General features: G+C 39.0%; 15 protein-coding genes. 1 reads left to right on the forward strand and 14 read right to left on the reverse strand.

Translation table 11 applies throughout. From position 1 onward, the window contains the following. The 13 genes from HMPREF3029_RS05735 to HMPREF3029_RS05795 form a co-directional block, all read right to left on the reverse strand. Positions 1 to 889 (reverse strand): alanine/glycine:cation symporter family protein (locus tag HMPREF3029_RS05735; protein WP_144265425.1); only part of this gene is annotated, 889 nt, incomplete at its 3' end. A 128-nt stretch (positions 890 to 1017) separates the two neighbouring features. Next, positions 1018 to 1284 (reverse strand): type II toxin-antitoxin system RelE family toxin, encoded by a 267-nt coding sequence (locus tag HMPREF3029_RS05740; RefSeq protein WP_068129443.1) that lies wholly within the window; start codon positions 1282 to 1284, stop codon positions 1018 to 1020. Next, complete coding sequence (gene relB, locus HMPREF3029_RS05745) at positions 1284 to 1505, reverse strand: type II toxin-antitoxin system RelB family antitoxin (RefSeq protein ID WP_068129445.1); 222 nt, start codon at positions 1503 to 1505, stop codon at positions 1284 to 1286. The genes HMPREF3029_RS05740 and relB overlap by 1 nt, the downstream gene beginning before the upstream one ends. Before the next feature lie 82 nt (positions 1506 to 1587). Further along, positions 1588 to 3000, reverse strand: coding sequence for an aspartate ammonia-lyase (gene aspA, locus HMPREF3029_RS05750; protein WP_070710143.1), 1413 nt, complete (start codon positions 2998 to 3000; stop codon positions 1588 to 1590). A 14-nt stretch (positions 3001 to 3014) separates the two neighbouring features. Continuing rightward, positions 3015 to 4103: a M24 family metallopeptidase gene (locus HMPREF3029_RS05755; RefSeq protein WP_068129449.1), complete on the reverse strand. Its 1089-nt coding sequence runs from the start codon at positions 4101 to 4103 to the stop codon at positions 3015 to 3017. After that, positions 4103 to 6070, reverse strand: a complete 1968-nt coding sequence (locus tag HMPREF3029_RS05760) for a S9 family peptidase (protein WP_070710144.1) — start codon at positions 6068 to 6070, stop codon at positions 4103 to 4105. Before HMPREF3029_RS05760 ends, HMPREF3029_RS05755 begins: the two co-directional genes overlap by 1 nt. A 35-nt stretch (positions 6071 to 6105) precedes the next feature. Further along, positions 6106 to 7047, reverse strand: a complete 942-nt coding sequence (locus tag HMPREF3029_RS05765) for a FecCD family ABC transporter permease (protein WP_070710145.1) — start codon at positions 7045 to 7047, stop codon at positions 6106 to 6108. Then, positions 7040 to 7879, reverse strand: coding sequence for an ABC transporter substrate-binding protein (locus HMPREF3029_RS05770; RefSeq protein ID WP_070710146.1), 840 nt, complete (start codon positions 7877 to 7879; stop codon positions 7040 to 7042). Before HMPREF3029_RS05770 ends, HMPREF3029_RS05765 begins: the two co-directional genes overlap by 8 nt. A 27-nt stretch (positions 7880 to 7906) precedes the next feature. Beyond that, positions 7907 to 9550, reverse strand: a complete 1644-nt coding sequence (gene argS / locus HMPREF3029_RS05775; protein ID WP_070710147.1) for an arginine--tRNA ligase — start codon at positions 9548 to 9550, stop codon at positions 7907 to 7909. Between the two features lies 1 nt (position 9551). Continuing rightward, positions 9552 to 9935, reverse strand: a complete 384-nt coding sequence (locus HMPREF3029_RS05780) for a YwiB family protein (protein WP_070710148.1) — start codon at positions 9933 to 9935, stop codon at positions 9552 to 9554. Between the two features lie 181 nt (positions 9936 to 10116). Further along, positions 10117 to 10623, reverse strand: coding sequence for a YwhD family protein (locus tag HMPREF3029_RS05785; protein WP_070710149.1), 507 nt, complete (start codon positions 10621 to 10623; stop codon positions 10117 to 10119). A gap of 22 nt (positions 10624 to 10645) precedes the next feature. Then, positions 10646 to 11938, reverse strand: coding sequence for an HD domain-containing protein (locus HMPREF3029_RS05790; RefSeq protein ID WP_070710150.1), 1293 nt, complete (start codon positions 11936 to 11938; stop codon positions 10646 to 10648). Between the two features lie 10 nt (positions 11939 to 11948). Then, entirely contained in the window at positions 11949 to 12725 is a 777-nt protein-coding gene (locus HMPREF3029_RS05795; RefSeq protein WP_070710151.1) for a lipoate--protein ligase family protein, read from the reverse strand. A 133-nt stretch (positions 12726 to 12858) separates the two neighbouring features. Here HMPREF3029_RS05795 and hemQ point away from each other — a divergent pair, with 133 nt between their 5' ends. After that, the gene (gene hemQ / locus HMPREF3029_RS05800) at positions 12859 to 13608 is read left to right on the forward strand and encodes a hydrogen peroxide-dependent heme synthase (protein ID WP_070710152.1); all 750 of its coding nucleotides are present in this window, start codon (positions 12859 to 12861) and stop codon (positions 13606 to 13608) included. Positions 13609 to 13864: 256 nt separating this feature from the next. Here hemQ and HMPREF3029_RS05805 read toward each other — a convergent pair whose 3' ends face one another. Continuing rightward, positions 13865 to 15256: an alanine/glycine:cation symporter family protein gene (locus HMPREF3029_RS05805; protein WP_070710153.1), complete on the reverse strand. Its 1392-nt coding sequence runs from the start codon at positions 15254 to 15256 to the stop codon at positions 13865 to 13867. Between the last annotated feature and the right edge of the window lie 232 nt (positions 15257 to 15488).

Raw genomic sequence — 15488 nt, forward strand, 5'->3', positions numbered from 1 at the left:
GTACTAACCCTTGCTTTGCAGGGTGAGAAACTTCTGCAGCAGCTGCAGCGTGTGGTCCTGTTCCTTGTCCTGCTTCGTTAGAATAAAGACCACGTTTTACACCAATTTCAATCATCGCACCTAAAATACCACCGAATGTTGCTTCTAAGTTAAATGCTGATTTAAAAATTAATGCAAACATCGCAGGTACGTCTGCAATGTTAATTACGATAATGACAATTGCCATTAAAATGTAAAGGATCGCCATGAATGGCACGACTGCTGTTGCAACGTTTGCGATAGATTTTAATCCTCCGAATACAATTAAAGCGAGTAAAATCGCGAGAACCGCTCCAACAATCCAGTGTGGGATGCCCCATGCGTTATGTAATCCTGATGCGATTGCGTTTGATTGTACCCCTGGTAATAATAATCCTGTTGCAATTACCGTTACAATTGCGAATGTAATCCCTAAAATCTTACCGAACTTATTGTTAATACCGTACTCCATGTAGTACGCAGGTCCCCCACGGTATTCTCCGCGTTCTTCACGTTTATAGATTTGACCGAGTGTCGACTCGATAAATGCTGTACTCGCACCTAAAAATGCTGTCGCCCACATCCAAAATACCGCACCAGGTCCACCGATGAAAATAGCTGTAGATACTCCGACGATGTTACCAGTACCAACACGTCCCGCTAGTGATAGAGAAAGTGCTTGGAAACTCGTAATCCCTTTCGGTGAGTTTTCTCCTCTAAACATTAAACGAATCATCTCTTTAAAGTGTCTCAGCTGGAACACCTTTAACATAAGCGTAAATAAAATCCCTGTTAATAACAGACCATAAACGAGCGGTTTACTCCATACGAGATCTAATAAAAACGCTACCAAATTATCAAGAAAATCCATGTGAATTCCTCCTAACATAAGTTTTATAAATATATTGCTATTATAATATTTAATGTAAGCCTTTACAACTATTTTTAGGAAATAAAATGACAAGGCCTAATTTATTTAGACCTTGCCATATTTTTGTATTACTTATATATATTTGATCGATGACCTACCGAGATAATATTAATAATAATTTTATTATCATCAATAATAGATATTATTCTGTATTTTCCTACACGATATCTCCAGTACTCATTTAGAACACCTTTTAGATTTTTACCATGCTTTCTAGGATTTTCAGTGTTTTTTAAATTTTTCTCTATCCAACTAATTAAAAGCTTACTTTGAGATTTATCTAATTTTTTCAGTTCTTTAACTGCTCTTTTACTGTATATAACTTGGTATTTCATTAGAAACCTAAGATATCTTTAACTTCATCATGTGTATACGTGACTTCAGAAGTGTTATCATTTTGCTCATATTCTTTGATTAAAGCCATATCGTAGTCGTCTTCCATCTTCTCTTTAAGAGTTTCTTTTAATATTGTTGATAGGGGCATATCATGAATCTCTGCATATTCATTGAATAGCTTGTTTTCTTCATTGTTAAGTCTAACAGTAACTGTAGGCATTTAAAACACTCCCCCTTCGTGTATCACATTGTAACACATTTTGAGTGTTAAGTCATCTTATACAATTGAATATAACATTCCCCTATGCTTCTGGTAATTCTGATATACCGATATTTGTCATTTCGTAAGGGTTGAGTACGTGATCGAGCTGATTTTTTGTGAGGATGCTGTGCTCGAGTATAAGTTCACGCACACCTTTTCCTGTTAATAGTGCTTCTTTTACGAGTTCTGATGACTGCTTGTAACCGATATGTGGTACGAGCGCCGTGATGACTCCGAGTGATTCGTTGACGTAGTTTTCCATGATTTCTTTGTTTGGCGTAATTCCGACAACACAGTAATCTGTGAATGCTTTAAATCCGTTATGCATAATGTCGATAGACTGTAATAAGTTATAGACGAGCACTGGTCCCATAACGTTTAACTCGAACTGTCCCGCTTCTGACGCGAGTGATACAGTTAAGTCATTTCCGTATACTTGGAACGACACTTGGTTGATCATCTCAGGCATTACCGGGTTCACTTTACCTGGCATAATCGATGAACCTGGTTGACGTCCTGGTAATTTAATTTCATATAAACCAGCTTTTGGTCCAGACGCCATCATACGAATGTCGTTTGCAATTTTTGACATGTTCGTCATCATAATTTTTAAGCTTGCAGACACTTGTACATAACTATCTGTAAACTGCGTTGCGTCGACTAAGTTATCTGCAGAAACTAAGTCATATCCTGAAATTTCGCTTAACTCTTTAACGACGTGCTCGATATATTCAACACTCGCATTAAGACCAGTACCGACAGCTGTCGCACCGATATTTACTTCTTTTAAATCTTCAAGCGTATGACGAATACGTTTTTTATCGCGTCCAATCGCACGAGCATATGCTCCGAATTCTTGGCCAAGACGAATTGGGATCGCATCTTGTAAATGCGTACGCCCCATTTTAATGTAGCCATCAAACTCGATTGACTTTTCTTTAAATGCTTCTTCCATATGTTCAATTGCGTCAAGCAGTCGCTCTGCGCGCATCATAATCGCTAAGTGGATCGCAGTAGGTACAGCGTCGTTTGTCGACTGTGCCATATTTACGTGGTTGTTTGGAGAAATATAATCATAATCTCCTTTTTCTCTACCGAGAATTTCAAGCGCGCGGTTTGCGATCACTTCGTTTGCGTTCATATTCATTGACGTACCAGCGCCACCTTGAATCGAATCGACGATAAAGTGATCGATATGTTCACCGTTAATAATCTCTTCAGACGCTTGAACGATCGCGTTCTTTTTATCTTCTTCTAATTGGCCTGTTTTATAGTTTGCAATCGCTGCAGCTTTTTTAACCATCGCTAATGCACGAATTAAATCGATATTTAACGTATGTCCTGTAATTGGAAAGTTCTCTTTTGCACGTAGCGACTGACATCCGTAATATGCATCGTTTGATATTTCTTTTTCACCAAGGAAATCAGATTCTATTCTTGTATTCTGAGCCATAATTTACCCTCACTCTATTTTAAAATCATTGAATCTATATCTTTTTTAAATTCGTTTATGACGATTGGTCCTTCTTCTGATGCAAATATCGCGTCTTCAATACGTACTCCGCCGTATCCTTCGATGTAAATACCTGGTTCAATCGTAATAACATTACCTTCTTTTAGTTCGTCGTGGTTATTGTCGTCTACAGATGGCCTTTCGTGTAAGTCATGACCGAGTCCGTGACCGACTCTATGCGTAAAGTACTCTCCGTAGCCGTCGTTTTCAATAACGTCTCTCGATGCTTTGTCGATGTCACTAAACTTCGTACCGACTGTGCTCGCTTTAATACCTGCTAAGTTCGAGTTTAATACTGAGTTGTAAATTTCTCGTTGTTTTTCATCTGGTTCACCGATGAAAAACGTACGTGTCATGTCTGAAACGTAATTCTCTTTTGTGACGATACCGAAGTCGATCAGTAAAAAGTCACCTTTTTTAATAACACGGTCTCCTGAATCACCATGTGGCAGTGCTGATTTACTACCTGCAAGTACTGTTGGTCCGAATGATGGCCCAACTGCACCGCGCTTTTTAAATTCCGCAACTAAAAAGTCAGCAATTTCCATTTCAGTTTTACCTTCAACAGTAATATTGTATAACTCTTTGAGTGTGTCTTCTGTAATTTTTACAGCGTCTTGTAGATGTACTAAGTCTTCGTCATTTTTGATACCACGTAGTTCGCTTAACGTATTTGAAATATCTTTGATGTTTTCATCATCATACTTTTCAAGTAGACGTTTATATCGGTCATACGTTAAATGATCGCCCTCAACACCAATCGTTTTACCTTCAGGAATGCTTTCAAATATATATTGAAATGCATCTTCACCGTCTTTATGTGGTTTTAACACATCTACTGTAGCATCTCTCTTCACTGTTTCTTCATCGAGTTTTGGATAGACAATCGTCGATTGTTTATTTTCTTTATCGATGATGAGTGCGAGTAGACGCTCGTGTGGGCTAAGGTTAGCCTCTGAAAAGTAAAATACGTTCATCGGATTTGTAATAATCGCGTAATCCGTTTCTAGTGTTTCTGTAAGACTATGTGCTTTTTGATTCATTAATGATTCTCCTCATTTAAATATTTTTTAAACCAATCTGTCATATATTCAAGACGTTTAACTCTTAAATGTGGAAGACCCGTTCTTGAAAGGTTATGGTCCGCATCAGGGAAGCGAACAAATTCCGCTGTCTTTTTACGATATTTAAGTTCGATATATAACTGTTCTGCTTGCTCGATTGGACATCTAAAGTCATACTCACTGTGTAAAATGAGTAACGGCGTTTCTACATTGTCGACATATTTAAGCGGTGAATGGTGCCATAACGTGTCGATGTCATCGACGCCTGCTTGAATTTGCCAATCTGTAAAGTAGTATCCGATATCTGATACCCCTCTAAAGCTAATCCAGTTTGAAATCGAACGCTGCGTTACTGCAGCTTTAAAGCGGTTTGTATGTCCAACGATCCAGTTCGTCATAAATCCGCCGTAACTTCCGCCAGTTACACCGAGTCTATTTTCATCGATAAAATCGTATGTGTCTAATACGTAATCGACTGACGCCATCACATCTTTATAATCTGTATTTCCGTAGTCTCCGCGTACGTGATCGACAAACTTCTGAGAGTAACTATGAGACCCTCGTGGATTTGTAAATAATACTGCATATCCGAGTCCTGCTAACACTTGCATTTCATGGAAGAATGTATGTGCGTAAAACGCGTGTGGTCCACCGTGCACGTTCACAACGAGCGGATATTTTTCTCCATCTTTAAATCCAGCTGGCTTCATAAACCAACCGTGAATTTCTTCATCGTCAAAACTGTTAAAGCGAATCGATTCTGGCTCAACGATTTCCTTTGAGTCGACGAATTCTTTGTTTACTTCAGTGAGTTGCGTCAGTGTTTCATTGCCTAAATCGAACTGATATAACTCACTCGGTGATACTGGTGTTGAAATCGTTAAATATACCGTATCATCACTAGCGTCCATTCCGAAAATGTTGTGCTCACTTTGAAGTAACGGTCGAACTTCTCCGTCGATGTTCCCTTTATAAAGATTCACTGCACCGTCTTCAGACAGCAGGAACACAAATTCTTTGTTCGATACAAATTTAACGACGTGCGACTCTTCAGATTGTTGAACGTCTTGAACGACTGCTGACCCAGTTGGTCGGTCGAGTTTACCAGTGACGTCTGTCAACGTAAAGTCGTCAAGTGATAATAACTCAATAGTTAAGTGTGCTGCGTTTTTATAGTTATAATCTGTCGTTAAAAGTAATGCGTGTTTTTCATCTTTTGATACTTCAACGCCGTAAACTGATTTGTCTTGAAGCGTTACGACTTTGTCTTCGCCGTTACGACGAACGTATAGCGTGTTCGTAAAATTGAAGTCCGGGTCGTCATTTTCATTCGTCGTGTAAATGATGCCGTCAGATAACTCTGCCATAAACGAATAATCCGCTTCACCAGAGCAAACGGTTTCAACTTTACGTGTGTCGATATCTATTTTCTTAACGACTTGCTTCTTTTCAGGTATATAACCAAACGGTCCTGGTGCACCGTCGATTTTGTATTTCATGTTCGTAATATGTACGGGTTGCTTTTTGTCGTCTTTCTTATCATCGTCTTCTTTTTTGTCGTCTTCTTCTTTAACATTTACATGATAAAATACTGCCGTGCCGTCGTTAGAAAAACGCGGCTCTGATACGCCCTCGTCTTCAGACGTTAACTGCTCTCTTTCCCCACCAGTACGTCTTAATAAAAAGATTTGTGGCTTATCGTTATCTCCTTTAGCGACAAATAACGTTAAGTTCCCGTCGTTAGAATGATCGACTTGCGAGATGCGTCCTTTATCGAACGTCAGCTGCTTTAAGCCGAGCTCTGTCGCTTCGTGTAGATGCGTGACGTAATTGTTATCTTTTTCGTTTATCGTTGTGACGTAATACGTCACACCATGTCCAGGAATCGCCTTTGGCGCACTCACGGATTTGATGTTAAAAATATCTTCGATTGAAATGTGCTTCATAAGATTCTCCCCTTTTAAAATAATTTTATCATGTTTTATATCGTCTTTTGAAGAAATCTCTTATACATTAAAAATAATATAAGTGGCACACTAAAAATACTAAGTAAGACGCCGGTTGGAAGTTGAATCGGTGACAAAATCGTTCGCGCGATTGTGTCGACCACACCGAGTAAAATCGCACCGTAAAACCCAGATAATATAAACAACTCTTTTGCTTTTCTTGGTCGAATGTACTGAATCATTTGTGGCACGATGATTCCTATAAAGCCGATAATGCCTGTAAAACTAAGTAGTACGAGTGACGGAATCGCCATTACTATCAGTAACTTTAGTCGTAATTTAGAAACCTCTACACCAAGACTAAACGCACGTAATTCACCAAGCGTCAGTAAGTCGAGGTCTCGTGATGATTTAAATAACACGATAAGACTGATTATAAAACAAATAAAAACAATCGTAATATATTCATACCGGCTACCTGAAAAACTACCGAACATAAATTGTACAATTGATTTCGTTTTCGTCGGATCGAGCATAATGATGATGTATAACACACCACTTAACAACGTCGAAAATAATACACCTGTAATGACGAGTGTTTCTGGTCTCAACATTGAATCGATTTGCTTTGCGATAAAAAGCACTAAAAATAGTGAGATGAGTCCCGCGACGACACCAAATAACGGAATTAAGTAAAACGATGCACTAATATAAATCGCGATTGCCGCACCGATGACTGCACCGTTTGCCATACCGAGCGTAAAACTATCTGCCATACGGTTATTTAGTAAAATTTGAAATACCGCACCACAAATAGACAGTACCGCCCCTCCAAGCACCGCAAATAAAATTCTCGGAAGCCGAATACTATACACGATATTAAAATGCCCCTCAAATACGTTAATTGTCCCGATAACTAAAGATGCGAGTATAACTCCAATGAGTATACTCGCAAGCGCTACATATTGTTTATTCATGAACACATTCCGCAATGTCTTTCATCGCTGAAAGAATACGTGGACCTGGTCGAGAGATTTCATCGACATTTGGTACACATAATTTTTCTTCATCTGTAAACGGCATGTTTTTAAATGCTTTCTCATCGTTTACGACATGACTCACCTGTTCTTTGGAAATACCTGTTGCAGAAATGAGGTACTCCGGGCTTCTTTCAACGACTGCTTCAACATCGACCATCGGGAAGTCTTGTAAGTCGTCGAACACGTTTACGATGTTAATGTCATTTAACACACTACTCATAAACGTATCATTGGCTGCGACGTAAATGTCAGGTGGCGTAGTGATTAACACAAACGCTGTTTTTTCATCGGTATTTTTATATTGTTCAATGAGTTGTTCACGCTCATCTTTCATTTTTTCAACGAGTGCATCACTTTTATCTGATACATTTAAAAACTCACCGATCTGTTTAATTGACTCAAATACGTCGTCGAGCGTTTTCGCATCGTTAATGACGAGTAATTCTGCATTCGTTGCTTCAACGATTTGGTCAATTTCAGCTTTCGCACTTTCACTTATAGATTCGTGTGAAATAATATGTGTCGGTTTTAACTGAATTACTTCTTCAGGGTTGATGTTAAAACTATCGATTTTGGCGATGTCGCTGTCATTTAGAGACTCTGGATAATTGTCTACTGATGAAATACCGACAAAGTAATCCGTACCGACAAGCTCATTTACGATTTCCGTGTTACTCGGGATAAGTGATACGATACGTAAACTCGAATCATCTTCTTGGCTACATGCAGATAACATAAAAATTGCTATTAGTAATAAAACACGCTTCATAGACAAATACCTCACTTATATTTAGTTTTACATCGATTTTGGTGCGCTCACGCCGATGATTGTCAGTGCGTTTTCAATCGTTTGACGTACCGCTTCAATCATTAATAAATACGCGTATGTTTTTTCTTTGTCTTCGCCGAGCACTTTTTCTTGGTTGTAGAATTTGTGGAATTCTGATGCAAGTGTTTCGACATAATTTGTAATTCTATGGTTTGCGCGTGCTTTTGCCGCACTTTCGATCGTACGCTTAAAGTTACCGACTTGCTTTAATAACTCAAGTGCTTGAGGGTGCGTGATCACGTCTAGTGATTTGCTTCTATCTAAGTTAAATCCTGCTTCTTCTGCTTGTTTTAAAATGCTACAAATTCTCGCGTGTGCATACTGAACGTAATAGACCGGGTTTTCGCTCGACTCTGATAAAGCTAAATCTAAGTCAAAATCAAACGGCGTGTCTGCACTACGCATCGCTAAGAAGTAACGTGCAGCATCGACACCAATTAAGTCCATTAACTCTCTTAACGTCACCGCATTTCCTGTACGTTTACTCATCTTAACTTCTTCGCCATCTTGAATTAAACGGACCATCTGCATAATTTCTACTTGTAGTTTCTCAGGGTCTTCACCGAGCGCACCAATCGACGCTTTAATACGGTTAATGTAACCGTGGTGATCTGCACCAAATAAGTCGATTAATAAATCATAACCACGTCTTAATTTGTCGTAATGGTACGCAATGTCTGGCATGAAGTACGTGTATGTACCGTCCGTTTTTCTAAGGACGCGGTCTTTATCGTCTTTCCAGTCCGTCGTTCTTAACCAGATCGCTTGATCTGCTTCATACGTATGACCATTTTTCGTCATAATTTCTAACGCTTCTTCGACTTCACCTTTTTCGTATAGTGACGTTTCACTAAACCAGTTATCAAATGATACACGGTAGTCTTGTAAGTCTTGTTTTAATTGCGCCATTTCATATTCGACACCGAGCGCTCTAAATTTAGAGATACGTGTTTTTTCATCTAAATCTTTATATTCAGGATGTTCGTTTTTTAGACGTTCTCCGATCGCTTTAATATCTTTACCACGGTAGCCGTCTTCAGGCATTTCTAACGGCTCTCCGAACGCTTCAAAGTATCTTGCGTTAATAGATAATGCTAAATTATGAATTTGGTTACCCGCGTCGTTTATATAGTATTCACGCGTGACATCGTATCCCGCGTAGTCTAAAATATTCGCTAACGTATCACCGACTGCTGCGTTTCTTGCGTGACCGACGTGGAGTGACCCTGTTGGGTTCGCAGAAACGAATTCTAATAATACTTTTACGTCTTTTTTCTCACTACGTCCGTAGTTTTCTTTTTTATCGAGGACTTCATCGATAATTTTAGTGAGGGAGCCTTCGTTCATTTTAAAGTTAATGAACCCTGGTCCAGCAATGTCGATTTCACGGATATCGCCTTTTTCTTTATCGATATGTTGAACGATTTCCTCTGCGATTTCACGTGGATTACGCTTTAACGTACGCGTGAGTGCCATTGCGATATTCGTTGAGAAATCTCCGTTTGATTTATCTTTTGGGATTTCAATTTTAATGTGTGGAATTTCTTCTACTAATTCGGATTGTTTGAGTGCGTCTTCAATCACCGTTACTAAATGCGCTTTTAAGTCCATATTATGCCTCTTTCTTTAAATGATATTTATAATGTCCTAGTATTTCATCGTTTTCAAATAACTTATACGAGATAAAGACCTCGTCCTCAGCCGTTTTAACTTCAGTAGTATACACTTTAAATCGGTGGCGCCCTGCGACTGTTTCATAGACAGTGTCCGTCAGCTTGCCTTTTACGAATTGGAACTTCATCGTCACTGGACCGCTTCTCATAATACGCACGACGTCGTCTTCTATACTTAAAATAACTGGAACAGTCTCTCCGTTCAGCATTTCATCGTATTTTAAAAACGTGCGATTCCCTTTTAAAATCTTTTCGACTTTAACTGTTTGTGAAAAGTTTTCGCGTCCACTCTTTTGTTTAATTGTCTGTTTTAATCGATACACAATTCGTCACCACCATAATGAGTAATTATAACATAATTTAGTGTCGATTCTTTTTAAAACGACTGTTACATAAAAGAAAAAAAGGCAGAGCAATCGCTCCACCTTTAGTGTCTTAGTTATCTGATATAACTAAAGATTATTGTACCTTTTCTTTTTGAATTAATCAAATGAAAATTAATATTTATACACCGAGGTACTCGTGGAGTTCTGTTGAGTTTTCCCACGCGACTGGATCGCGTTCTTTTAAAAATTCGATTAACGTTTGTTTTGTTTTGTCGTCTAACTCTTCGAGACGATAACGTCCTTTCATTGCGTGGTCTAAACTATTCACGTGTTCGTGCATCATTTTATACCCGCGGCGTCTACGTCCGACTTTATTCGTCATAAAGTAACACGACGTCACTCCGCTATAATACACACCTCGTTCGTCTTTATCTAAAGACATCCATATTAAATTATAATCATTACGCTCGCCTTCTTCTTCTAACGCTTCACTCATATCTGTGAACCATTTAACGCCCTTTTCCGGTTTTGCACGCCCGTGAAGCCCACCCATGTCGACGAACGGTCGTTGCTCGGTGAGATCGATATACACTGGCGCAACGTCTTCAATAATCATTGCACCTTTATGACCATCTAACTCGTCATTTTTTATAATGTTAAATTGAAATCCTGGTTTTTTTGACACAGTTAATCCTCCTAAACATCATTTACGATAACTCATTTAATAAGTTTAAGATCTTCTTTTTAATTGTATCATCTTTAATACGCATAACTTTCTCTTTTGGATAATATAACTTCGCATTCGACCGGTCGAGCCCTGTAATCGCTTGTATGACTACAGATTCGGCACTAATTTCTCGAATGCTTCCGGATTCTTTTAATATGTGAATTGGCTGACGCGAAGACCCTGGTCGGTCGTAGTCATACGGCATATCAGAATATTTATCTGTAAGTAAAAAGTATTTAGGGTCGATACCCGCTGCTTCAAATAAGCTTTCTAATTCCGAATACGTAATAAACCCATCGTAAAACGGTACGTAATTAAATAATTTTCGGTTCACGAACCGATCAGCAAGTTCATTGAGTATTTCATCGATCTCTTCCACCCACTCTTGTAGATAAAAATTCATAACAGTCTCGTCGAGTATTAAATAATCATGAACAGTTTCACGCTTCTCGAAGAACGGGATTAAATACTTCGGAGGCTGTTTAAAGACGTAGCCTCTTTCGTATAATTCTTTTGCACGGTTAAAAATTAGTGTCAGCAACACTTCTCCCCCACGTGATACCGGGTGGAAGTATATTTGCCAATACATTTGATAGCGACTCATTAAATAATCTTCGACTGCGTGCATACCGCTATCTTTGATGAGTACTTCATCTTTTGAAGGGACCATCACTCGAAGCAGACGGTCGATATCGAATTTACCATACTCAACGCCTGTCACATACGAGTCACGCTGCAAGTAATCCATTCGGTCTGCGTCGATTTGACTCGATATCATCGAGATAATCAGTTTGTTTTCGTGAGTATGTGCGATGACGCTCGCTACTGCTTCAGGGAACGACTCGTCAACACGCTTTAATACACGGTTCACTTCTGTGTCTCCGAGTATAATTTTTTTAGTATACGTTTCGTGGTCTGTTCCGAAAATCTTTTCAAACGAATGTGAAAACGGTCCGTGCCCGACATCGTGTAATAACGCAGCACATAAAGCGAGTAGCCGGTCATCTTTTGTCCATTTGTCATATCGTGAAAAGTTCTCGACCATTTTACGAACAATTTCATATACGCCTAAACTATGTGTAAACCGTGAATGTTCAGCTGACGGAAATGCGAAATATAACGTACCGAGTTGTTTAATTCGGCGAAGCCTTTGAAATTCTTTTGTCTTTATAAGATCCCAAATAATGCGGTCTGTCACGTGAATATAACTATGCACTGGGTCTTTAAACACTTTTTCTGATTCGAGTTGCTCGTATCTATAATCGGTAACCAATGATATCACCTCAATCGTTCAAACGTTCGTTTCGTTCTACCATGCGCTCACGTTGTTTATTAAATAAATCGAGTGCGTCTTTAGTTAATTGCTCGCTTGTTTGAATGTTTCCAAAGAGTGATTCTATCGTTTTTAAAATTCTCTCTTCAGCGTCTGTCACTGTTAGTCCGTCTATCAGTTCTGATAGTGAAATCATCACATCTGGATTCATGTCTAACCTTGGTGGATTGGAAGAGACGTCATAAAAGTCTTTCATTACTTCAGCGCGTTTACTTCCGGATCCTTCTACGGCTAAATAAATTTGTACAGCAACCGCTTCTTTAATACGTCGCTGTGAAATGCCTGCAAATTTTTTACCATCGACAGATAAATCATAACTTCCCGGGCAATAACTTCCGACAATTTCATACGCTTTAATTTCTAATTCCGGAAAACTTTTTTGAATGATTTCAAGCATCTTATCATATCCGTCATCGATCGACGGAGCGTCTTTTTTCGGAATGACGAGCGATACGTTTAACACACCACCATCTAGCACAACTCCAAGTCCACCACTATTTCTAACGATGTAGTGATAGTCTTTTTCACGAAGTACTTTTAATCCTTCGTCGAGATGTTCTAAATGCATATCTTGAAGACCGAGTATTATAAAGTTGTCATGCACCCAGCTTCTGACGCGGGGTGTTTCATCTTCTGATACGAGGTGTTGAAGCACGTCGTCATATGCAAACGAATCAAACGGATGTTCAGTATACTCTTTTGGATAAAATAATACGGTATTTTGCAATGGTTTTTCTCCTAAAGTTCTTTACATAGCAATATTATACTGCTTTTGTCACAAATTTTCGATATTTGGTGTTTGAATTCAGCCGAACAGACTGTACACTAAAATTAGGTAAATATTTTAAGGAGAGATATAAATGAGCGAAGCAGTTAAAACTTTAGACGGCTGGTGGAGTTTACATCTTTTATATAACGTAGACTGGCCAGCGTTAAGAATGCTTACTGATGAAGAAAGAGAGGAAATCGTTCGCGAGTTTGAAACGTTCTTAGAAAAGAGCGAAGCAGTCAGCAAGAAAAAAGAAGGCGACCACACGATGTACAACATTACTGGTCAAAAAGCAGACATCTTACTTTGGTTCCTACGCCCGACAGTTGAAGAGTTAAACGCGCTTGAAAACGAACTGAACAAGTTAAAAATTAGCGACTTCTTAATTCCTGAGTATTCGTACTTCTCAGCGATTGAAATGTCTAGCTATCTCGCTAAAGATTCAGACGAAGATCCGTACGAAAACCCATATGTAAGAAGCAGATTATATCCAGAATTAATGGACGCACAGTACTGCTGTTTCTATCCGATGGATAAAAAACGTGACCTCGACGATAACTGGTACATGTTACCAATCGAACGTCGCCGTGATTTAATGAGAGACCACGGGATGATCGGTCGTAAATACGCAGGTAAAATTAAACAGTACATTTTAGGGTCACAAGGACTCGACTTATACGAGTGGGGCGTCATGCTATTATCTGACGATATGCTCGAATTCAAAAACATTATTTACGAAATGAGATTCGACGAAACAAGTGCACGCTACGGTGTGTTCGGCGACTTCTACGTCGGTGTACGTTTAAGAAAAGAAGGATTACAAGAGTTCTTCCAAATTTAAAACGTTTGAAAATCCTTGAAAACGAGTATAGTATAGTATCTCGGTCAGGAGGAGAAACGAATGAATAAATTAATCAAACGTGCAATTGTATTTTTAGCACCGATCGTCGTCGCAAAAGTTGTCGACAAAGTACTCGGTGAAGACGATACAAAGAAGAAAAAACGCAAAAAATAAATAAAACAGCCTGTACTCATGTTGGGAGGATTTCCTTAACGAGTACAGGCTATTTTTTATCTTTAAATGGTAATGTTGAAAATTATTTTTTGTTTTTGCTGCATCCTGCAGTGAGTCCGCTACTTTGTCCTTCATCTCCCCAGTAATCATTGCTCGCTTTGAATATCTTTTTACTTAAAAGAAGCATAACGATTAAGTTTACGAACATGACAAGTCCTAAGAAGACGTCTGTTAAATCCCAAATGGCTTTTAATCCGCCGATTCCACCAATGTATACTGCAACTAAAAAGATATAGCGGTAGATGCGCGCTTTCTTAGTTGAAGTAATTGTCGAAAGTTGCGATTCACCGACGTAGCCAAGTCCGATTACAGTACTATATGCAAATAAAATCGTCGCGATACCAACTGCGATACCTAATATCGGAGAAATATCTCCGAATACTTGTGCAACGATTATCCCCGCATCCTTACCTTCTAGTTCAACTCCACTCGTCAGTAGAGCGAGCGCTGTAAATGTACAGACGACAGTGACTAAAAATACTTCTGTTACACCAAACACTGCTTGTTCGACTGGATTTTTAACACGAGCTGGTGCGTGAGATACTGTGAATACTGCTTGCCCTGCTCCTGAAACGAAAAATCCACGCGCGATACCATACTGCATAGCTTTCATAATTCCGTAACCTGCAAATCCTGCACCTGCTTCAGCCGGACTAAATGCCGATGAAAACACAAGCTGGACTGCAGGGATAATATCTTTATAGTGAATAATAATCACAATCGTCGCGACGATAATGTAGAAAAGCGACATAAACGGAATGAGTTTTTCTGCGACACTTCCGATACGTTTAACACCACCGACAATGACAATCCCAACAATCACGACGTTAACTGCTGCTAAGATATACAGGTAGTTCGATAAGTGTGGCGCGATATTTGTCATGTTCGACACCGTCACGTTAGACTGAATCATCGCACTCGCGAGACAGACAAGTACCATAAGTACAACGATTACTTCACCTAAATATTTTAGGCCAAGACCTTTACGCACGTATAACGCAGGTCCTCCGACATATGTACCGTCGCTTTTTTGCTCACGGAACATGACGATTAAAATAATCTCAGAGTATTTAATCACCATTCCGATAAAGGCAGCGATCCACATCCAAAGAAGTGCACCAGGCCCTCCGCTAATTAACGCGCTCGCAACACCAACGACACTTCCCATACCGATGACAGATGATAACGATACAAACATTGACTGTAACGATGTTAAGTCGCCATCTTGTTTTTCATCTTTATCGTCATTTAACCCACTAAACGACTGTTTAATAATTTTAAAGAAATTTTTAATATGTACGAACTTCGTACCAACAGTTAAGTAAATCCCGACGAGACCTAAAAACACTAAGGCCGCCGGCCCCCATATGACGCCGTTCACCTTATCAACGAACACCAAAAATTGATCTAACATACAGTTCACCCCTTAAGTTATATGTACTTTAGCACTAAACGTTTATTTTTAAACATTGGAGTGGGTTGGTGAACGGACCTGGGAGCGTCTTTTTATCTTTAAAAGAAGAAAAAGCACTTCTGTGCGTGTTTATCTAACAAAAATATCGCAGTTTTGTTAATTATCTGGGTTTATTTAACATATTTCGGCTGCTTGGTACGGTTTTTGTTAATTATAATTTTTTATCTAACAA

Origin of the sequence: Nosocomiicoccus sp. HMSC059G07, assembly GCF_001815515.1 — a bacterium.
GTDB classification, from domain to species: domain Bacteria; phylum Bacillota; class Bacilli; order Staphylococcales; family Salinicoccaceae; genus Nosocomiicoccus; species Nosocomiicoccus ampullae_A.

What these genes read in the sequence shown, in the direction of transcription:
- argS (WP_070710147.1), bottom strand. Translation starts at nt 9,550, where the DNA reads ATGGACTTAAAAGCGCATTTAGTAACGGTGATTGAAGACGCACTCAAA.
- HMPREF3029_RS05740 (WP_068129443.1), bottom strand. Translation starts at nt 1,284, where the DNA reads ATGAAATACCAAGTTATATACAGTAAAAGAGCAGTTAAAGAACTGAAA.
- relB (WP_068129445.1), bottom strand. Translation starts at nt 1,505, where the DNA reads ATGCCTACAGTTACTGTTAGACTTAACAATGAAGAAAACAAGCTATTC.
- HMPREF3029_RS05765 (WP_070710145.1), bottom strand. Translation starts at nt 7,047, where the DNA reads ATGAATAAACAATATGTAGCGCTTGCGAGTATACTCATTGGAGTTATA.
- HMPREF3029_RS05760 (WP_070710144.1), bottom strand. Translation starts at nt 6,070, where the DNA reads ATGAAGCACATTTCAATCGAAGATATTTTTAACATCAAATCCGTGAGT.
- HMPREF3029_RS05805 (WP_070710153.1), bottom strand. Translation starts at nt 15,256, where the DNA reads ATGTTAGATCAATTTTTGGTGTTCGTTGATAAGGTGAACGGCGTCATA.
- HMPREF3029_RS05770 (WP_070710146.1), bottom strand. Translation starts at nt 7,879, where the DNA reads ATGAAGCGTGTTTTATTACTAATAGCAATTTTTATGTTATCTGCATGT.
- hemQ (WP_070710152.1), top strand. Translation starts at nt 12,859, where the DNA reads ATGAGCGAAGCAGTTAAAACTTTAGACGGCTGGTGGAGTTTACATCTT.
- aspA (WP_070710143.1), bottom strand. Translation starts at nt 3,000, where the DNA reads ATGGCTCAGAATACAAGAATAGAATCTGATTTCCTTGGTGAAAAAGAA.
- HMPREF3029_RS05755 (WP_068129449.1), bottom strand. Translation starts at nt 4,103, where the DNA reads ATGAATCAAAAAGCACATAGTCTTACAGAAACACTAGAAACGGATTAC.